16 protein-coding genes are annotated in these 19,979 nt (G+C 69.9%); 7 read left to right on the forward strand and 9 right to left on the reverse strand.

The window, feature by feature from the left end; translation table 11 throughout:
* Positions 1–3: 3 nt before the first annotated feature.
* The 4 genes from MNQ95_RS05150 to acs form a co-directional block, all read right to left on the reverse strand.
* Positions 4–672, reverse strand: coding sequence for an alpha/beta hydrolase (locus MNQ95_RS05150; protein WP_241954006.1), 669 nt, complete (start codon positions 670–672; stop codon positions 4–6).
* 33 nt (positions 673–705) lie between these two features.
* Entirely contained in the window at positions 706–2,616 is a 1,911-nt protein-coding gene (mdoH, locus tag MNQ95_RS05155; RefSeq protein WP_241954007.1) for a glucans biosynthesis glucosyltransferase MdoH, read from the reverse strand.
* 231 nt (positions 2,617–2,847) lie between these two features.
* Positions 2,848–3,516: a response regulator transcription factor gene (locus MNQ95_RS05160; RefSeq protein ID WP_162407958.1), complete on the reverse strand. Its 669-nt coding sequence runs from the start codon at positions 3,514–3,516 to the stop codon at positions 2,848–2,850.
* A gap of 25 nt (positions 3,517–3,541) precedes the next feature.
* Positions 3,542–5,485 (reverse strand): acetate--CoA ligase, encoded by a 1,944-nt coding sequence (gene acs, locus MNQ95_RS05165; protein WP_241954008.1) that lies wholly within the window; start codon positions 5,483–5,485, stop codon positions 3,542–3,544.
* Positions 5,486–5,811: 326 nt separating this feature from the next.
* Here acs and MNQ95_RS05170 point away from each other — a divergent pair, with 326 nt between their 5' ends.
* Both MNQ95_RS05170 and MNQ95_RS05175 read left to right on the forward strand, forming a co-directional pair.
* Positions 5,812–7,212, forward strand: coding sequence for a DcaP family trimeric outer membrane transporter (locus tag MNQ95_RS05170; protein WP_162407960.1), 1,401 nt, complete (start codon positions 5,812–5,814; stop codon positions 7,210–7,212).
* 14 nt (positions 7,213–7,226) lie between these two features.
* Complete coding sequence (locus MNQ95_RS05175) at positions 7,227–8,888, forward strand: MFS transporter (RefSeq protein WP_241954009.1); 1,662 nt, start codon at positions 7,227–7,229, stop codon at positions 8,886–8,888.
* Between the two features lie 108 nt (positions 8,889–8,996).
* Here the strand turns inward: MNQ95_RS05175 and MNQ95_RS05180 are convergent, their stop codons facing one another.
* The 5 genes from MNQ95_RS05180 to def all read right to left on the reverse strand — a co-directional run bounded on the left by MNQ95_RS05180 (position 8,997) and on the right by def (position 15,025).
* Positions 8,997–10,262 (reverse strand): O-antigen ligase family protein, encoded by a 1,266-nt coding sequence (locus MNQ95_RS05180; protein ID WP_162407962.1) that lies wholly within the window; start codon positions 10,260–10,262, stop codon positions 8,997–8,999.
* A 72-nt stretch (positions 10,263–10,334) separates the two neighbouring features.
* On the reverse strand, positions 10,335–12,062 hold the full coding sequence (locus MNQ95_RS05185) for an ArnT family glycosyltransferase (protein ID WP_162407963.1): 1,728 nt from the start codon (positions 12,060–12,062) through the stop codon (positions 10,335–10,337).
* Between the two features lie 22 nt (positions 12,063–12,084).
* Entirely contained in the window at positions 12,085–13,383 is a 1,299-nt protein-coding gene (gene rsmB, locus MNQ95_RS05190) for a 16S rRNA (cytosine(967)-C(5))-methyltransferase RsmB (protein WP_425605732.1), read from the reverse strand.
* 80 nt (positions 13,384–13,463) lie between these two features.
* Positions 13,464–14,393, reverse strand: coding sequence for a methionyl-tRNA formyltransferase (gene fmt, locus MNQ95_RS05195; protein WP_241954010.1), 930 nt, complete (start codon positions 14,391–14,393; stop codon positions 13,464–13,466).
* A gap of 119 nt (positions 14,394–14,512) precedes the next feature.
* The gene (gene def, locus MNQ95_RS05200; protein WP_162407965.1) at positions 14,513–15,025 is read right to left on the reverse strand and encodes a peptide deformylase; all 513 of its coding nucleotides are present in this window, start codon (positions 15,023–15,025) and stop codon (positions 14,513–14,515) included.
* 133 nt (positions 15,026–15,158) lie between these two features.
* Between def and MNQ95_RS05205 the strand changes: the two genes are divergently transcribed.
* The 5 genes from MNQ95_RS05205 to MNQ95_RS05230 all read left to right on the forward strand — a co-directional run bounded on the left by MNQ95_RS05205 (position 15,159) and on the right by MNQ95_RS05230 (position 19,815).
* Complete coding sequence (locus MNQ95_RS05205; protein ID WP_162407966.1) at positions 15,159–16,280, forward strand: LysM peptidoglycan-binding domain-containing protein; 1,122 nt, start codon at positions 15,159–15,161, stop codon at positions 16,278–16,280.
* Positions 16,281–16,355: 75 nt separating this feature from the next.
* On the forward strand, positions 16,356–17,471 hold the full coding sequence (gene dprA, locus MNQ95_RS05210; protein WP_241954011.1) for a DNA-processing protein DprA: 1,116 nt from the start codon (positions 16,356–16,358) through the stop codon (positions 17,469–17,471).
* Positions 17,472–17,548: 77 nt separating this feature from the next.
* The gene (locus MNQ95_RS05215; protein ID WP_162407968.1) at positions 17,549–18,022 is read left to right on the forward strand and encodes a DUF494 family protein; all 474 of its coding nucleotides are present in this window, start codon (positions 17,549–17,551) and stop codon (positions 18,020–18,022) included.
* Positions 18,023–18,123: 101 nt separating this feature from the next.
* On the forward strand, positions 18,124–18,801 hold the full coding sequence (locus tag MNQ95_RS15825; protein WP_162407969.1) for a pilin: 678 nt from the start codon (positions 18,124–18,126) through the stop codon (positions 18,799–18,801).
* Positions 18,802–18,840: 39 nt separating this feature from the next.
* On the forward strand, positions 18,841–19,815 hold the full coding sequence (locus tag MNQ95_RS05230; RefSeq protein WP_241954012.1) for an RDD family protein: 975 nt from the start codon (positions 18,841–18,843) through the stop codon (positions 19,813–19,815).
* Positions 19,816–19,979 lie beyond the last annotated feature (164 nt).

Raw genomic sequence — 19,979 nt, forward strand, 5'->3', positions numbered from 1 at the left:
CGGTCAGGCCACCAGCCGCCGGTCCAGCCAGTCGCCCAGGTCGGCGATCTCCTGCGCACAGACCTGGTGCGCCATCGGATAGCGGTGCCACTGCACGTCGAAGCCGACCCGCTCCAGCATCTGCGCGCTGGCCTGGCCGTACTGCACGGGAATCACCGGGTCGCTGTCGCCATGGGCGAAGAACACCGGCTGCGCGACCGCATTGGCGTGGCGCTGCGCGGCCATCGCCACGCCGCCCGGCAGGTAGGTCGACAGCGCCACCAGTCCGGCGAGCGGCTCGTGCCGGCGCAGGCCCGCGGCCAGGGTGATCGCCCCACCCTGCGAGAAGCCGGCCAGCAGCACGCGCGACGGCGGAATGCCGCGCTCGCCCTCGCGTGCGACCAGCGCTTCGACCTGCGCCACCGATTCTTCGATGCCGGCGGCCTCGGCGCGCGTGGCGAAGTCCATGCCGACGATGTCGTACCAGGCACGCATGCGCATGCCGCCGTTGATCGTCACCGGGCGCTCGGGCGCGTGCGGGAAGACGAAACGCAATGCCGGCCAGTGCCTGCGCACCAGCTCTGGCACGATCGGAGCGAAGTCGTTGCCGTCCGCGCCCAGGCCATGCAGCCACAGCACGGTCCATTCCGGCGCAGCGCCGGTTTCCTGCTCAACGCACTCCAGCAGCGGCATTGCCGACCATCCTTCCCCGTGGGACAGCCGGCATTATGCCTGCGGGGGCGTGGCCGCCGCGCGCAGTTCGGTGGCCCGGCGCAGCACCGGTGGCGGCTCCAGTTCCTCGGGGATGCACAGGATGCGGTGGCGGCGCAGCCAGCGACCCGGTGTGCGCGCGGAGGTGATCCACACGGTCGGGATCGCCAGGATCATGCCCACCACCACCGGCGCCATCCACAGCGCCAGGCCCGGCGACACGGCCCAGGCCAGCGCCCCCATGAACAGGCCGAACAGGCTCAGGCCGGCATAGCTGCGCACCAGGCTGGACAGCGGCACGCTGCCGTCGTCGCGGCGTTGCGCCTCCCAGCCCGAGTCGCGCCCGGCCAGCACCTCGGCCACGCCGCGCGATTGCCGGTACATCACGATCGGCGCCATCAGCGCAGCCAGCAGGCTCTCGATGAGCACGCCGATGAAAGCCCGCGCGGCACCGCCCGCGCCGCGACGCGCATCGGCGTCGGTCAGCATCGCCACGAAGCCGAACACCTTGGGCGCGAACAGCACGCCCATGGTCGCGGCGAACAGCCAGGCCACGCGTTCGGCGTCGCGCGCGGCCCAGTAGCGCAGCGGCGAGAATCCCGGCAGCTGGAAGCCGTCCCAGACCAGGTCGGAGTTGTAGAGCGGGATGGCCAGGCCCACCAGCATCAGCATCGCCCACATCGGCGCGGTGAAGTAATGGCCGATGCCGACCATCATGTGCATGCGGCTGATCCAGTGCAGGCCGGCGCTGCCGACGACCTTGCCGTGCTGCAGGTTGCCCTGGCACCAGCGGCGGTCGCGCACCAGCAGGTCGGTGAGCGAGGGCGGTCCTTCCTCGTAGCTGCCGTCCAGCTGCGGCACCAGGTGGATGGCCCAGCCGCCGCGGCGCATCAGCGCGGCCTCGACGAAATCGTGGCTCAGCACATGGCCGCCGAACGGCTGCCGCCCCGGCAGCTCCGGCAGGCCGGCGTGTTCGGCGAAGGCGCGGGTGCGCAGCATCGCGTTGTGGCCCCAGTAGTTGCCCTCGCTGCCATGCCACCAGGTGACGCCACGCGCGATCACCGGCCCGTACACGTGGCCCCCGAACTGCTGCATCCGCGCGAACAGGGTCTGGCCGTTGACCACGCGCGGCAGCGTCTGCAGCACGCCCACGCCCGGATGGTGCTCCAGCGCCGAGGCCAGCCGCACCAGGGTGGAACCGCTCATCACGCTGTCCGCGTCGAGGATCAGCATCTGCGGATAGGCGCCGCCGAAGCGCTGCACCCACTCGGCGATGTTGCCGGCCTTGCGCCCGGTGTTGTCGGTACGGCGGCGATAGAACAGGTGGCCGTGGGCGCCGGTGCGCTCCAGCAAAGCGGCGAATTCCTCGAGCTCGGCCTTGGCAACCTCCTCGCGGCGGCTGTCGCTGAGCACGAAGAAATCGAAGGCGTGCAGCTGGCCGGTGGCGGCCACCGATTCGTACACCGCCTGCAGTCCCGCCATGATCCGCGCCGGATCCTCGTGGTAGGTCGGCATCAGCAGGGCGGTGCGCACGCCGGGCACGGGCAACGGGCTGTCGGGATCGATGCCCAGCACGTTGGCGCGCCCGGCCAGCAGCAGCACGAAGCCACAGCCGGCGCTGACGCTGGACAGTGCGATCCACGCGAACAGGGCCACGAACAGCACCAGCAGCACCCCGTCCAGCACGCTGAGCCCGCCTACGCGCAGCACCTGCAGCATGCCCATCGCCGCCACTGCGGTGAGCACGGCGGTGCTGCCGATCACCAGCAGGCGTCGCCAGCCCATCCCGCGGGGCGAGGTGGCCGGACGCGTGGCGGACAGCCGACCCTGGCGCAGGCTCTGGCCGGGCATCGGCATCGGCGACTCGGCCGAGGGAAGCCACACGGTCCCGGCTGCGTTGGATGCAACTCCTGTCGGCGCGCTCATCGCCGCGCTCTTCGGATGAGGTCGGTGGTCCTGCCAGCGGAACGAATGGATGCTGCGACCACGCGGTTTCTCCGGGGAGCGCGACGACCGTGCCCCCCAAGGCAATGGCGCGTCGCAGACCCTCTATTGTGCGGCGCATCACCGGCCTTCCCGCAAGGGGCGCCGCGGCCCGGTTCAGGCCGGTTTATCCGGTAACCGCTTCCACGCACCGGGCTCGCACGCCCGGCCGGTTCAATCCGCCTCCTGCGGCGGCACGACGACCCCGTCCGGATCGACCGCCAGGCGTCCGGCCAGCAGCACTGCCTGGGTGCGGTTGTTGACCCCGAGCTTGCGCAGCACCGCGGTCACGTGCGCCTTGATCGTCGCCTCCGACACGCCCAGGTCCCAGGCGATCTGCTTGTTGAGCCGTCCTTCGCCGAGCATCTGCAGCACGCGGAACTGCTGCGGGGTCAGTTCGCGCAGGCGCTGCGCCACGGCCTGTTCGTCGCGGTCCATCGCCGGCGCGGCGGCCGCGGCGGCCGGCGCCCAGCGCTCGCCGTCGAGCACCAGGCCGACCGCCTCGCCGATGGTGTCCGAATCGGCCGACTTGGGGATGAAGCCGAGCGCGCCGTGGTCCAGCGCGCGGCGCATGACGCTCGGTTCCTCGCGGGCCGAGACCACCACCACCGGCAACTGCGGATGCAGCGCGCGCAAATGCACCAGCGCGCTGAACCCGTGCGCGCCGGGCATGTTGAGGTCCATCAGCAGCAGGTCCGCGTCCGGGTGCGCTTCGACCAGGCCGTACAGCGCGTCGACGCTGTCGGCTTCGTGCAGGGTCGCTGCCGGCAGGATCCGCTGCACCGCGCCGCGCAGGGCTTCGCGGAACAGCGGATGGTCGTCGGCGATCAGGATCGTGGACATTCGGTGTTGCGTTCCAGCGGAGGGGTCATTTCACCTTGCGTTCGTTGACCAGCGACTCGACGACCGACGGATCGGCCAGGGTCGAGGTGTCGCCAAGCTGGTCCGGCGCATTCTCTGCGATCTTGCGCAGGATCCGGCGCATGATCTTGCCCGATCGCGTCTTCGGCAGGCCCGGCGCCCATTGCAGGTGGTCGGGCGTGGCGATCGGGCCGATCTCCTTGCGCACCCAGGCCACCAGTTCCTTCTGCAGCTCGTCGCTCTGCGCCTCGCCGACCTTGAGGGTCACGTAGGCGTAGATGCCCTGGCCCTTGATGTCGTGCGGGAAGCCGACCACCGCTGCTTCGGCCACCTTCGGATGCGAGACCAGCGCGCTCTCCACCTCGGCGGTGCCGATGCGATGGCCGGAGACATTGATGACGTCGTCCACGCGGCCGGTGATCCAGTAGTAGCCGTCGCCGTCGCGGCGGCAACCGTCGCCGGTGAAGTAGGTGCCCGGGTAGGTGCGGAAATAGGTGTCGATGAAGCGCTGGTGGTCGCCGTAGACCGTGCGCATCTGTCCTGGCCAGGAATCGAGCAGGACCAGGTTGCCTTCGGCAGCGCCCTCCAGGCGATCGCCATTGGCGTCGACCAGCGCCGGCTGCACGCCGAAGAACGGCAGCGAGGCCGAGCCGGGCTTGAGGTCGGTGGCGCCGGGCAGCGGCGAGATCAGGATGCCGCCGGTCTCGGTCTGCCACCAGGTATCGACCACCGGGCAACGGGCATCGCCGACCACGTCGTAGTACCAGCGCCAGGCTTCGGGATTGATCGGCTCGCCGACGCTGCCGAGCAGGCGCAGCGAGGCGCGCGAGGTCTTCTTCACCGGCGCCTCGCCCTCGCGCATCAGCGCGCGGATCGCGGTCGGGGCGGTGTAGAAGATGGTGACCTGGTGCTTGTCGATCACTTCCCAGAAGCGCGACACGCTCGGGTAGTTGGGCACGCCCTCGAACACCACCGAGGTGGCGCCGTTGGCCAGCGGCCCGTAGACGATGTAGCTGTGGCCGGTGACCCAGCCCACGTCGGCGGTGCACCAGTAGATGTCGTCCTCGCGCAGGTCGAACACCGACTCGTGGGTATAGGCCGCGAACAACAGGTAGCCGGCGGTGGTGTGCAGCACGCCCTTGGGCTTGCCGGTCGAGCCGGACGTGTAAAGGATGAAGAGCGGGTCCTCGGCGTTCATCCGCTCCGGTTCGCACTGCGCCGGCTGGCCTTCGACCACATCGTGGAACCAGCGGTCGCGCGGGGCCTGCATGTCCACCGCGCCGCCGGTGTGGCGCACCACCAGCACGGTCTCGACGGTATTGGTGCCGGGCAGCTTCAGCGCGGCGTCGACATTGGCCTTGAGCGGGATCTTCTTGGCCCCGCGCAGGCCTTCGTCGGCGGTGATCACCAGCTTGCTGCCGCAGTCGGCCACGCGGTCGGCGATCGAGTTCGGGGCGAAACCGCCGAACACCACCGAGTGGATCGCGCCGATGCGGGCGCAGGCCAGCATCGCCACCACCGCGTCGGGGATCATCGGCAGGTAGATGGTCACCCGGTCGCCCTTGGTCACGCCCAGGTTGCGCAGCGCATTGCCGAGGCGGCACACGCGCTCGTACAGCTCGCGATAGGTGACTTTCTGCGCTGGCGCATCCGGGCTGTCGGGCTCGAACAGCAGCGCGGTCTTGTCGCCGCGCTGCGCCAGCTGCCGGTCCAGGCAGTTGACCGACGCATTGAGCTCGCCATCGGCGAACCAGCGGATGTGGAAGTCATCCAGTGCGTAGCTGACGTCCTTGATCACGGTCGGCTCGCGGAACCAGTCCAGGCGGGTGGCGGCCTTGCGCCAGAAACCCTCCGGATCCTGCACCGATTCGCGATACAGGCGTTCGTAGTCGTCCTTGCCGATGCGCGCGTGCGCGGCGAACTCGGGCTTGACGGGATACAGGTCGGACATGGCGTCTCCCTCCGAAAGATGCCGGGTGACCGGCCGCGCGGGGCGTGGCGATCACGACTGATGGATCGACAGTCTGACGCATCCACCGTGACGCATTGCAGCAGCATGGCTAAGACCTTGGTCGAAGGCGGGCCACCGCGGAGCGGTCGCAACGGCATGCACGCCCCGCAACTGCGGGCCCGGGTCGACGTCGCCGGGCCGGATTCGACTAATGGCGAATAGGCGCTCCCCGCGGCCATGCGCAGTCTGCGGTCACCGGCCGCGCGCCCAGCGTGGCCGCTCGTCGCTTCGCTGCAGGCGCCACCCAACGAGGGAGAGAGGGGCAAATGAACAAGCATCCATCCAGATTGCTGCGACGGCCATTGGCCGTGGCACTGCTGGTCGCTCTGGTGGCGCCGGGCGCCGCGTTCGCGCAGACCGCGCGCGAGAAGGCGCTGGAGGCCCGCGTGGCCGAGCTCGAACGCCAGGTCCAGCTGCTCGTCTCCGGACAGCAGACCCAGCAGACCCAGATCAGCGAGACGCAGACCCAGATCACCGAGGTCAAGACCGCCACCGCGGCGACGGCGGCCGCACCGGCCGATGGCAAGCCGAAGATCCAGACCGCGCCTATCCTGCCCGCCGGAAACCCGGGCAGCGTCTTCACCTACGGCGGCTTCATCAAGCTCGATGCGATGGTCACCGACACCAGCGACGGCCGCATCGCGGACGGGTCCTCCGGCCGCATGTTCTACGTGCCCAGCACCATCCCGGTGGGCGGGCCGGCCGCCGATGGCGGCGACCCGTACACCGATTTCCACGCCCAGTTCTCGCGCTTCTGGCTGAGCGCCGACCACGTCACCGAGGGCGGCGACAAGCTCAAGGGCTTCGTGGAGATGGATTTCTTCGGCGGCGGCAGCAACGCGCTGGCCGGCAACGAGATCGCCACCAATACCTACGCCGTCACCCTGCGCCAGGCTTACGTGAGCTGGAACAAGTGGCTGGCCGGCCAGACCTGGTCCAACTTCCAGGACACCGCCGCCCTGCCCGATGCGGTCGACTTCGTCGGCGTCACCGACGGCACCGTGTTCGTGCGCCAGGCGCAGGTGCGCTACACCAGTGGTCCCTGGTCGGTCGCGCTGGAGAACCCGAACACCACGATGCAGGCCTACGCGCCGAACGCGGCCGCGGCCGGCGCGCGCACCACCACCGGCGACAACAACGTCCCGGACCTGACCGCGCGCTACAACATGAAGGGCGACTGGGGCCACTTCTCCGTCGCCGGCCTGCTGCGCCAGTTCAAGTCCGGCGACAACACCGACAGCGGCGGCGCGGTCAGCGTCTCGGGCAAGTTCAACCTCGGCGACAGCGACGACATCCGCTACATGGGCAACTACGGCAGCGGCATCGGACGCTACATGGCCTTCGGCCTGGGCAGCGACGTGATGCAGGACGCCAGTGGCGACATCGAGGCGATGAACGGCTGGGGCGGCTTCGTGGCCTGGCGCCATGTCTTCAACCCGAAGCTGCGCGGCAACCTGATGTATTCGGCCGCCGCCTTCGACAACGACGTCGCCCTGGTCGGCTGGGGCGTGACCGAGCGTTCGCAGTCCTACCACGCCAACCTGATCTATTCGCCGCTGCCCAAGCTGGACATCGGCGCGGAGATCGGCTGGGGCCAACGTTCGCTCGAGGATGATCGCGAAGGCGACCTCAAGCGCGTCCAGACACACGTCAAATACAGCTTCTGAGGGAGGGGATCCACATGAGCGCAACCACGCACCATCATTCGCCGCAGGGCGAAATCGGCAAGGGCCACAAGAAGGTCATTTTCGCCTCGAGCCTTGGCACGGTCTTCGAGTGGTACGACTTCTACCTGTACGGTTCGCTGGCGGCGATCATCGCCAAGCAGTTCTTCAGCGGGGTCAACGAGACCACCGGCTTCATCTTCGCCCTGCTCGCGTTCGCCGCCGGTTTCGCGGTGCGTCCGTTCGGCGCGGCGTTCTTCGGCAGCCTCGGCGACCGCATCGGCCGCAAGTACACGTTCCTGGTCACCATCGTGCTGATGGGCACGTCGACCTTCCTGGTCGGCATCCTGCCCTCCTACGCCACCATCGGCATCGCCGCACCGATCATCCTGATCGCGCTACGCCTCGCGCAGGGCCTGGCACTGGGCGGCGAGTACGGCGGCGCGGCCACCTACGTGGCCGAGCACGCGCCGGACGGCAAACGCGGCCTGTACACCAGCTTCATCCAGACCACCGCCACGCTCGGCCTGTTCCTGTCGCTGCTGGTGATCCTGGCCTGCCGCCTGACCCTGGGCACCGAGGCGTTCGAGGCCTGGGGCTGGCGCATCCCGTTCCTGGTGTCGATCGTGCTGCTCGGCATCTCGGTGTGGATCCGCCTGCAACTGTCCGAATCGCCGCTGTTCCAGCAGATGAAGTCGGAAGGCAAGGGCTCCAAGCAGCCGTTCCGTGATTCGATCAAGGGCGGCAACCTGAGGCTGATGCTGCTGGTCCTGCTCGGCGCCACCGCCGGCCAGGCCGTGGTCTGGTACGGCGGCCAGTTCTACTCGCTGTTCTTCCTGACCCAGGCGCTCAAGGTCGACGGCACCACCGCCAACCTGCTGATCGCCGCCGCGCTGGTGCTGGGCACGCCGTTCTTCATCGTGTTCGGCTGGCTGTCCGACAAGATCGGCCGCAAGAAGATCATCCTCGTCGGCTGCGCGCTGGCGGCGTTGACCTACTTCCCGATCTTCAAGGGCCTTACCCACTTCGCCAACCCGGCGATCGAGGAAGCCCGCCAGAGCGCGCCGGCCACGGTCCACGCCGACCCGAACACCTGTTCGTTCCAGTTCGACCCGATCGGCAAGAAGGTGTTCACCAACTCGTGCGATGTCGCCGCGGCCGCGCTGGCCAAGGCCGGCATCCCGTACGAGATCGTGCCGGTCCCGGCCGGTTCCGTGGCCCGGATCAGCATCGGCGGTACCGACGTCGAGGCCTACGATGCGGCGGGCCTGTCCAAGGACGAGGTCAAGAGCAAGGCCGACGCGTTCACCAAGCTGCTGAAGAGCACGCTCGGTGCGGCCGGCTACCCGGAGAAGGCCGACCCGGCGCGCATCAACATCCCGGCGACGCTGTTCCTGCTGTGGGTGCTGGTGATCTACGTGACCATGGTCTATGGCCCGATCGCCGCCTACCTGGTCGAGCTGTTCCCGACCCGGATCCGCTACACCTCGATGTCGCTGCCCTACCACATCGGCAACGGCTGGTTCGGCGGATTCCTGCCGACCATCTCCTTCGCCCTGGTGGCGGCCACCGGCAACATGTACTTCGGCCTGTGGTACCCGATCGCGATCGCGGTGATGACCGTGGTGATCGGCGGCCTGTTCCTGCACGAGACCAAGGACGTCGACATCTCGAAGTAACTCCTCCCCCCGCCGGCGGCAACGCCGGCACCCCCCGGCGCCGGCCCTCCCCAGGGCCGGCGCTTTCTTTTTCGGGGCGTGGCAGCGGCCGCGCCGACCGATCCGGCATCAGGCCGTGTCGTTACGACCCGGCCTCGACGGCCAACGGGCCTCGCGCAATGCCAGGCCCAGCAGCAGGCCGCCGAAGGCGGCGTAGACGCTGGCGGTGGTCTGGTGAGCGAACATCGACTGGGTCAGGCCACTGAGTACGAACACCAGTACCAGCATCGCCCCGGCCGAGGCCGAGCCGCGCAGGCGGCCTGCCTTCACTCCGCGGCGCAAGCGCAGGAACAGCCACAACGGGACGCCGTACAGCATCGCCAGCGCCACTACGCCGGGAATGCCCATGGTCGCGGCCCACTCGGCGAGGTCGTTGTGTGCATGGCCGAGGTGGCAGCGCTCGACGTGGCGCTCGGTGTCGTGCTGGCAGGCCGGCAGCCGCTGCATCGCCCGGTCGAACTCGCCGAAGCCCACGCCCGTCCACGGCGCAGCGAAGAATGCCTCGCCAGCGACCTGCAGCCGTTCCAGGCGCGCGCCCGCGGAGGAGTTGTGGTCGCCGCGGTCCATCCGCTCCAGGTCCTGGCGCAACTCGGTCAACCGCATCTGCTGGGTCAGTGCCGGAACCGAAGCGACCAGGACGATACCGGCGGCCACCACCGCCCCCAGCAGGATGCTGCGGCTGCGAGGGCTGCGCCACCCGCTGCCCAGCACCAGCACCAGCAACAGCAACAACATTCCCGGCCAGGCCCCGCGCGTGCCGCTGAGCAGGATCGCCAGCACGCCCAGCGCCAGCCCGAACCCGGACCAGTGCCAGCTGCGCGGCGGCCGGCAGAACACCGCCAGCACCATCAGCACCAGGACCACGTCGGCGAAGACGATTTCGTTGAGCCAGCCGCCCGCGCGGACAGCCCCCGCCAGCACCTGGGTCAGGGCGAGCGCCGCGGCGGCCATCAATCCCACCAGCGAACCGCGCCACAGCAGGTCCCGCGGCGGCTGCAGCGCCCACGCCCAGGCCATGACCCAGGGCAGCACCAGCAGGCGATCGCGTTCGTCGATGCCCTGGGTGGTGTCCAGCATCAGGGCCGAAGCCATCGCCACCAGTACCGGGACGATGCCCGCCAACGCCACCAGCACCCACGGCCAGCCGATCTCCCGCGTCGCCCGGGCCACCCGCAGCGGGACCAGCAGGGTCGAAGCCAGCAGCAGCAGGCCGAATGGCAACAAGCCCTTGGGTATGGCCAGGGTCAGCGCCGGAAGGCACCAGACCCCCAGTGCGGCACAGGCCCGAGCCCAGCGCAGCCTCCGACCCTCTTGATTGTCCAACCGTTCGTTCATCGCGATCCCGCGCCAGGTACGACGCATCTTCCCCTGCTTTCCCGGAACACTCACTAAGCCGGCGAACCCTGCCTAGTCCGTCTCGCGTCCCTGCACGGCATCGGCCCGCGCCCGCTCTTCTTGCGTGGCCGTGCATTCTCCCGCTACCGCACCCGGCGGCACCAGCCACCAGCGGCGGCGGTTGGAGATACCGGCCAGTTCGATCCGTTGCCGGTCGATGCAGCCTTCCAGTGCATCTTGCTGGACCAGCAGCCAGCGACCGGGCGCCTGCGCCTGCCAGGCCGCGCCGCGATCGAGCTGGACCTCCCAGGACTGTTTGAAGCCGAAGTCCACCACCGGGCGGTCCGCCATGAGCATGTTCTGCTCCTTCCAGGCGACCAGGCCCAACTCGGCGTCCGGGCCGATCCGGCGACCCGCGTCGGCCATCACTCCGCGCGCGGAACTCGCGTCGTTCAGGGCCTGGTAACCGACCAGGCTGAAGGCCACCCACAGGCCCGCCAGCGTGGCGAAGAGCGCCACCACCGCGCGCCGACGGAAAGCCAGCACACAGGCCAGGCCCCAGGCACCGGTCGCCAGCAGCATCCAGCCGACGGCGCGGATCGCGTCAGGATCCAGCCCGCGCTGCTCCTCCATCCTCACCACCAGCGAACCACTGCCGCGCAGCAGGGCGAAGCCGCCGCCCAGGAGCAGGACCACCAGCGCCAGCGACAGTGCAAGCAACAGGACCCGCGCCCAGCCCCGGCGCAGCAGCCCCGGCAGCAACGGCGCCAGCGCCAGGCACATCATCGGCAGCGCCGGCATGATGTAGACGTCGCGCTTGCCGGCGGGAATCGAAAAGAAGGCCAGGACCAGTACCCACCACGCCAGCGGCAGCAGGTAGCGCGCGTCGCGGCGTTTCAGCCGCCGCCACCAGGCCGGCAGCGCCCACGGCAACGCCAGCACCGGCGGGATCCACATCGTCAGCATCACCCCGAGGTGGTACCAGGCCGGCTGGTGGTGGTCCCAGGATTGCGAATAGCGCCGGGCGGTCTGCCGGAACAGGATGTCGTCCAGGTAGGCGCGGTATTCGGGCAGGTTCTTGGACAGGGCCACCGCGACCACCGGCACCAGCCAGATCGACACCGCCGCCAGGAACGCCAACGGCCCGAGCCAGAAGCGCGGATCGCGCACGTGCACCCTGACCCGCGGCCAGCCACGCCACGAAGCGATCGCCGCGGGCAGGATCATCAGCAGCGCGATCGCGCCCACGCCCTTGGTGATCGTGCCAAGTCCGGCGGCGAACCAGCCCAGCGCCCACCAGCGCCAGTCCGGGCCGCGCAGCAGGTGCCGCAGCAGGCCGTAGTTGGCCAGGGTGATGAAGAAGGTCACCAGCGGATCGATCTGCGCCTTCTTGGACTGCCAGGTGAACTGGAACGCGAACAGCAAAGCCCACGCCGCATACAGGCCCACCTTGCGCGTCCACAGCCGCCGGCCCAGGTCCTGCACGCACCACAGCGTGCCCAGCGCGGCCAGCAGGGACGGCAGCAGGAAGGCCACGCGCCAGTTGCCGAATACGCTGTAGAACGCCGCCTGCAGCCACATCAGCATCGGCGGCTTGTCGGAATAGAGCTCGATCCCGCGGTGCGGGAACAGCCAGTTGCCGCTCTCCACCATCTGCTTGGCGACCAGGGCGAAACGCGGCTCGTCGGCCGGCCACGGGTCGCGCAGGCCCAGCCCGGCACCGAGCACGAGCAGTGCGGTGATCCAGAACAGCCAGTTGTCGCGTGTGCGCGTGTCCGCGCTCAGGGATGGGATCGGCATGGCGGCCGATGATAACGGGCGCTCAGTCGGACTTCTGTAGGCGCGCGTAGAAGAAGCCGTCCATCCCGTCCTCGCCCGGCAGGCGCTGGCGACCGACGCCGGCGGGGTGGCCGAACGCCGCGGGCAACGGACTCGCCACCGCATCGGCGGTACGGGCCAGGAACGCGTCGACCTGGGTCGCGTTTTCCTCAGGCAGGATCGAACAGGTCGCGTACAGGAGCACGCCGCCCGGGCGCAGCAGCGGCCAGGCCGCGTCGAGCAGCCGGGCCTGGACCTGGACCAGTGCGGCGAGATCCTCCTCGCGCCGGTGCAGCAGGATGTCGGGCTGGCGCCGGACCACGCCGGTAGCCGAGCACGGCGCATCGAGCAGGATCGCATCGAAGGTGAAACCGTCCCACCACAGCGCCGGCATGGTCGCGTCGGCCACCCGCACCTGGACGCGGCCGGTCGTACCGGGTTCGTACACGCCGGAGCGTCGCAGGTTTTCCTCGATCCTCGGTACGCGGCGCGGATCCACCTCCAGCGCCAGCAGTTCCAGCGCCGGGTCGCGCTCGAGCAGGTGCGCGGCCTTGCCGCCGGGCGCTGCACAGGCGTCCAGCACCCGCGCCCCGGGCTCGGCGCCCAGTGCGTCGGCGGCCTGCTGCGCCGAGCCATCCTGCACCGCGACCAGGCCTTCGTCGAAACCGGGCAGCGCGGCCACCGGCACCGGCACTTCCAGGCACAACGCGTCGGCCAGGCGCGGATCGGTGGTGCTGGCAATGCCGGCCGCCTCGAGCCGGGCGCGGTATTCGTCGCGTGCGATCCGACTGCGGTTCACCCGCAGCCATAACGGTGCGGGCTGAGCGCTGGCAGCAAACACCTCGGGTGCCTGCGCAGGCCAAGCCGCCTCGATCCGCCCACGCAGCCAGTCTGGCCAGGCCGCGGCCGGATCGGCGGGCGCGAAGCCCTCACGCTGGGCGCGGCGCAGCAGGGCGTTGACCAGCCCGGCCTGGTGCGGACGGCCCAGCGCGCGCGCAGCTTCCACGGTGGCGGCCAACGCTGCATGCGCCGGCAGTTGCAGCGCATCGAGCTGGGCGCAACCGGCCAGCAGCAGGGCCATCAGCGGGCCGTCACCTGTCCCTGGCGGCTTCTGCAACCAGCCGCGCAAGGCCGGCGCGTAGCGATAGCGTCCCCGCAGCGCGGTGAAGGCGATCGCCTCCAGCAACGCGCGATCGCGCGGGTCGGACAGGCGCGGCAGCGTCGCCGCCAGCTCCGACTTCAGCGAACGACCGCGATGCACGACCGCATCGAGCACCTGCGCCGACAGCACGCGCACCTGCACGCCCGGGGCGCCGGCGCCTGCCAGGTGGGTCCGCTCCGGGCGCGGCGCCGGAGGCCGGCGATGGTCGGGAGGCCGAGGCGTCACCGGTCAGCCGTCCGGACCAGGTCGCGACGTGCGTTGAGCCAGTCGGCCGCGGTGATCGCCCGGCCGCCATCGCGCTGGACCACGCGCAGGCGCAGAACGCCCTGCCCGCAGGCGACATCGATGCCTTCGCGGCCGGCCGCCAACAGGGTGCCCGGCGCCGCGGCGTGGTCTGCATCCAGCGCGACCGCGCCGTGGATGCGCAGCCGCTCGCCGGCCACCATCGCTTCGGCCACCGGCCACGGATCGAAGGCGCGCACCGTCCGCGCAAGCACGCTGGCCGCTGCCGTCCAGTCCAGCCGCGCCTCGGCCTTGTCCAGCTTGTGCGCGTAGGTCGCGCCTTCCTCCGGCTGTGGCCGCGGTACCGGACGGATGCCGGCACGCAGCAGGCCCAGCCCGTCGGCGAGGACCTGCGCGCCCATTTCGGCGAGCCGGTCATGCAGCTGCCCGCCGGTTTCATCGGCGCCGATCGGGGTGGACTGGTCGAGGAGCACCGGACCGGTGTCCAACCCGGCGTCCATCTGCATGAGGCATACGCCGGTGAGCGCGTCCCCGGCCTGGATGGCACGCTGGATCGGCGCGGCGCCGCGCCAGCGCGGCAACAGCGAGGCGTGGACGTTCCAGCAGCCGGCGACAGGAATATCGAGCACCGCCTGCGGCAGGATCAGGCCATAGGCCACCACCACCATCAGGTCCGGCGCGAGCTCGCGCAGGGCAGCCTGGGCGGAGCGCCGACGCAGGCTCTCCGGCTGCAGCACCGGGATGCCGCGGGCGATCGCCTCCAGCTTGACCGGCGAAGCGGACAGGCCGCGGCCACGGCCGGCCGGCCGGTCCGGCTGGGTATAGACGGCTACCACCTCGTGGTGCCTGGCGGCGGCACGCAGCGAGGGCACGGCGAAATCCGGCGTGCCGGCGAAGACGATTTTCATGCGGAAGGGGTTCGAGGGAGCGGGAAGGAGGGGACGGAGCTGCGGACGACCGTCACCGGCCTGGGCCAGGACCCGGCCCGCACCCGATGCCGTCGCGGACGGCGCCGCACCTTTCGGTCTCAGGCCGCGTGCTTGCGCGCCTTCGCCAGCTTCTTGCGCACCATCTCGCGCTTGAGCGGCGAGAGGTAGTCGACGAACAGCTTGCCTTCCAGGTGATCCATCTCGTGCTGGATGCACACCGCCAGCAGGCCATCGGTACTGAGCTCCTGCTCGCGGCCCTGGCGATCCAGGTGGCGCACGGTGATGGCATTGGCGCGGGTCACGTCGGCGAAAATCCCGGGTACCGACAGGCAGCCTTCCTGGTAGACCTGTTCGCCATCGCGGACGGTGATCTGCGGGTTGATGAAGACCATCGGCTGGTCCTTGCCCTCGCTGACGTCGATGACCATGAAACGCAGGTGGGTATCGACCTGGCTGGCGGCCAGGCCGATGCCCGGCGCGGCATACATGGTCTCGAACATGTCGTCGAGCAGGGTCTGGAACTCCGGCGTGGTCACCTGCGCCGGGTCGACCGGCGCGGCCCGGGTACGCAGGCGCGGATCGGGAAACTCGAGGATGGGCAGCAAGGCCATGGGGGAACTCCGAGGGGGATGACCGGGACAAACCGGCCCGCCGTCGCAATTCTAGCGCGGAAGCTTGCGCAACGGCCTGAATTCTGGACTATAGTCGCCTGACCTGTTGGGGAAATCAGGCGAGAACGCAACCATGCTCACACGCCTTCGGACGGTACTTGCCGTCGCGATGATGACCGTCGCCACCTATGCTGCCGCCGTCGAGTCGCGGGGCAGTCATCCGGACACGTACGTCGTGGTCCGGGGCGACACGCTCTGGGATATTGCCGGACGCTTCCTCGGCAAGCCGTGGCTGTGGCCGGAAATCTGGCAGGCCAATCCACAGGTCGCCAATCCACACCTGATCTTTCCGGGCGACGTCCTGAGCCTGGCCTACCTGGACCGCGTCGCGGTACAGGCCGGCCCGCGCGAAGAGGCCCCGATCGGCGCGGTTCCGCTGTCGGAAATCGAGCCGTTCCTCAAGGACCTGCGCGTCACCGACGCCTTCGAGCACCTGCCCTACGTGGTCGGGTTCGAAGACAACCGCCTGCGCGGCAGCGCCGGCCAGATCGCCTACGTGAAGGGACTCGACGGCGTACAGGCCGGCCAGCGCTACATGGTGCTGCGCCCGACCGTGCGTTACGCCCTGCCGCGGCCGTTCCAGCACCTGGAGGCCGACGGCCGCCCGATGCCGCTGGACGGCGTGCTGTGGAGCCAGTACGTACCGCCGACCACCCGCAACGAAGCCCTCGGCTACGAGCTGTCCAAGGTCAATGTCGGCACGGTCACCCGCGCTTCGGGCACCGGCGGCGTCGAAGTGGCCACCCTGAGCCTGGAGGACAGTGGTCACGAGGTCCGTGCCGGCGACCGCGTGGTCCCGGTCGAGGCGCAGGCCTACGACCTGCAGTTCTTCCCGCATCCGCCGGCTTCGCAACCGGCCGATGTCAGCGTGCTGGCCGTTGCCGTCAGCGCCACCGCCGGTGGCCCGCGTGACGTCATCGCGATCTCCGCCGGCCGTCTGGACGGCATCGACAACGGCACCGTCTTCTCGCTGTGGCGACCGGGCCGCCACATCAACGACCGCGTGAACGGTGCCCGCACCTCGCGCATGGACGACCAGTTCACCGGCAACGGCAGCACGGTCGCCCTGCCGGAGGAGTACGCCGCCCATGCGATGGTGTTCCGCACCTTCGACAAGGTGAGCTATGCGCTGGTGATGGACGGGACCAAGCCGGTCCGGGTCGGTTTCCAGGCACGGCATCCCGACGCGCAGTAAGCGCCGGAGAATTCCTACAGCACGCGACGACGGCGCCCGAGGGCGCCGTCGTCGTTTCCGGGTAACGATCCTGCGATGCCCGCGCCCTGCCCACCCGATCCCTTGGCGCTGCTGCGACGGCTGCTGGCAGGGGAGCGTCGTGCACCGCATCGTGCGCTGCCACCCCCTGGCGGGCCGGGCGATCCGGAACTGCGCGCGGGGAAGGAGGCCATCCCTGCCGCCGCCCTCGATCGCGCGCTGGCCTGGCTGGCGCATCCGGGCCACCACCTGATCGGCAACGACGATCCGCGCTATCCGCCGCTGCTGCGGCAGGCGCCGGATCCGCCGCTGGCCCTGTTCGTCGACGGCGACCCGGACATGCTGTGGCGACCGTCGATCGCCGTGGTCGGCAGCCGCAGCGCCAGCCAGGGCGGACGCGACACCGCCCGGCTGTTCGCCGACGCGTTGTGCCGGGCCGGGCTGGCCGTCACCAGCGGCCTGGCCGCGGGCATCGATGCCGCTGCGCACGAAGCGGCGCTGGCCACCGGCGGACTCACCGTGGCCGTGCTCGGCACCGGAGCGGACGTGCCCTACCCGCCCCGCCATGACCGCCTGCGCGATCGCATCGCCATCTCCGGTGCGGTGGTAAGCGAACACCTGCCCGGTACCCCGCCCCGCGCCTGGCACTTCCCCGGCCGCAACCGGATCATCGCCGGACTTTCGCTGGGCACCCTGGTAGTCGAGGCGGCCGTGCGCTCGGGGGCGCTGATCACCGCCCGCCTGGCCGCAGAGGCCGGGCGCGAGGTCTTCGCCATCCCCGGCTCGATCCACCTCCCCCAGGCCCGTGGCTGCCATCGCCTGATCCGCGACGGGGCCCAACTGGTCGAGCACCCGGACGAAGTTCTGGCTGGAATCGCAGCGCTGGCCGGGCGCCTGGCCACCTCCCTTGGGCCGCACGCCAGGTCCACGGACGCCCCGACGACGCGCTCCGCGAGGCCTTCATGCGCCCCCCGCGGCGACACTGTCGACCACGACAGATTGTGGGCCGCCCTCGGCTACGACCCAACCCCTATGGATCTGCTGGTCGAGCGCACCGGATTGACGACCGCCGCCCTGTCCTCCATGCTGCTGGCCATGGAACTGGATGGGCGGGTCGCGGTCGAACATGGCCGCTACGCACGCAGGTCCACCGGCGGCGACGCGATCGCCTGACCGGGGTGGCAGGCGTGGGCACTTTGCCCGTGGTTCCCCACCCCACGGCGTCCCGAACGGGGCGCAGGCCGAGGGCAATGAAAGAAAGCATTCTGGACGTTCTGCTTTATCTCTTCGAACACTACATCGGTGACGATGCGGACACCCTCCGCGACCGCGATCCGCTGCAGGAAGGGCTGATCGAAGCCGGCTTCAGTCCAAGCGAAATCAGCAAGGCCTTCGACTGGCTCGACGGGCTGGCGGAGCAGCGCCCGGCCGCAGGCGATGCGCGCGTCGACGGCCCGGTGCGGGTCTACCACGGACCCGAGCTGGACAAGCTCGACGTGGAATGCCGCGGCTTCCTGCTGTTCCTGGAACAGCAGCGCGTGCTCGATGCGGACCAGCGCGAGCTGGTGCTGGACCGGGCCATGGCCCTGGACCAGGACGAGCTGGACCTGGATGACCTCAAGTGGGTGATCCTGATGGTGCTGTTCAACCAGCCCGGCGCCGAAGCGGCGTACGCGTGGATGGAAACGCAGATGTTCGGCGAGGAAGCCGAACCGGTGCACTGATCGGCATCCGCGTGCCACGATGACCCCGGAAGCCGGCGCAAGCCGGCTTCCGCGCATCCGGGGCATGGGGTAACGTGGACGCGCACGCTACGGGGAATCACATGAGCGACTGGTATTACGCCACTGCCGACGGGCAGCGGCACGGCCCTTTGCAGGCCGCGGATTTGCGCGCACTCGCCGCCAGTGGCGCGATCGGTGCGCAGACACTGGTGTGGCGCGACGGCCAGGCGCAGTGGCGTCCATTGCAGGATTTCACCGCCGAGCTGGAACTGGCGGCACTGCCGCCGCCCTTGCCCGCGGCGTCGATTGCGCCCGTGGCTTCCGCGCCGCGGCCCTCCGGCCTGTCCGGTTGCGCGATCGCCGCGTTGATCGGTGTTGCGGGCGTGTTCTTGATCGCCGTCGTCGGCATCCTTGCCGCGATCGCCCTGCCCGCGTACCAGGACTACACCCTGCGCGCGCACACGTCCGCCACCATCGCGCAGGCCCAGGCATTGCAGTCGGCGGTTACCGAGTTCATGGCCGCCAACGACCGCTGCCCTCGCAACGGCGATGAAGGCTTCGGCGATGCGGACAGCTACGCGCAGGCGAACCTGGGCCCGGTGACGTTCGGCGAATTCGAAGGCAGCGACCTGTGCGGGCTGGAAGCGACCATCGCGGCCCCCGGCAAGCCCGCGCTGGACGGCAACGCGATCTGGCTGGAATACGACCCCAACGGTGCCGGCTGGCAGTGCAGCTCGGAAGTCGAGGACAAGTACCTGCCGGTCTCCTGCCGTGGCTGAGACGCGCCCCACCGATCCATCCAGCAAGGAACGCACCGCATGACCGAGTGGTACTACGCCGATCGCCAGCGCAGGCAGATCGGCCCGCAGCCGGCAGAAGCCCTCGTCCAGCGCTTCCGCGCCGGCGAGATCGATGCGGCGACCCTGGTCTGGCGGGACGGGTTGCCAGCCTGGCAGCCGCTGGGTTCGCTGCGGGCCGAGTTGGGCCTGGAGGACGCGGCGGCGACCCTGGACTTCCGCATCGAACCGGTCCTGGCCGCCTCCGCGCCGCCGGCCGATGCAACGCCAGCGGCCGCCCCGGGCGGCGGCGGCGTGGCGCCTGCCTCCGCGGGGGCCTACAGCCCCTACTCCGCACCGGTGGCAATGATGGATGTCCGTGCCGGCGCCGACCCGGTCCACGGCGGCGACGTGGTCATGGCAGGCCTGTGGCGCCGCTTCGCCGCCAGTGTCGTCGACGGCCTGGTCACCGGCGTGCTCAGTTACGCCCTGCTGATCCCGCTGATGCTGGTATTCGGCATGAGCCTGTCGAGCCTGGCCCAGAACGAGCTCGCGGGGGCAGGGGCCAGCGTGACCTTCCTGTTCCTGAACTACGCGATCAGCTTCGGCGTGCCGATGCTGTATTTCGCGTGGATGCACTCGTCCGGCACCCAGGCCAGCCTGGGCAAGATGGCGGTCGGGGCCAAGGTCGTGCGCACCAACGGCGAGCCGATCGGCTTCGGCCGGGCCCTCCTGCGCTACCTGGCCTACCTGCTGTTCGTGCTCTTCACCTGCGGCCTGGGCGTGCTGATCTCGGGCCTGATGGTCGCCTTCACCGAGCGCAAGCAGGCCCTGCACGACATGCTGTGCGACACCCTGGTGGTGGACAAGTGGGCCTACACTGACCGCCCGGAATGGCAGGAACGCGGGCTCGGCACGGTCACCGTGGTGATCCTGGTGCTGTTCGCCCTGATGTTCGTGGCGATGGCGGTGGCGGCGATCGCGATGATCGGACTGTTGTCGTCGATGAAGTGGTAAAAGGGCTCCCCATCGGGCCGGGCGGCGGAACGCCCGGCTTGACACGGCCGGCCACGGCGTGATTCACGTATAAAAAGGACAGCGACCACGCCCGGGGGCCCCCTCCCGGGCGTCGGCTTCTCTGGCGACAGCGTTCTTCACGTGACGCTAACCGCCCGCATCCG

The organism is Pseudoxanthomonas daejeonensis, assembly GCF_022637495.1.
Lineage (GTDB): Bacteria > Pseudomonadota > Gammaproteobacteria > Xanthomonadales > Xanthomonadaceae > Pseudoxanthomonas > Pseudoxanthomonas daejeonensis.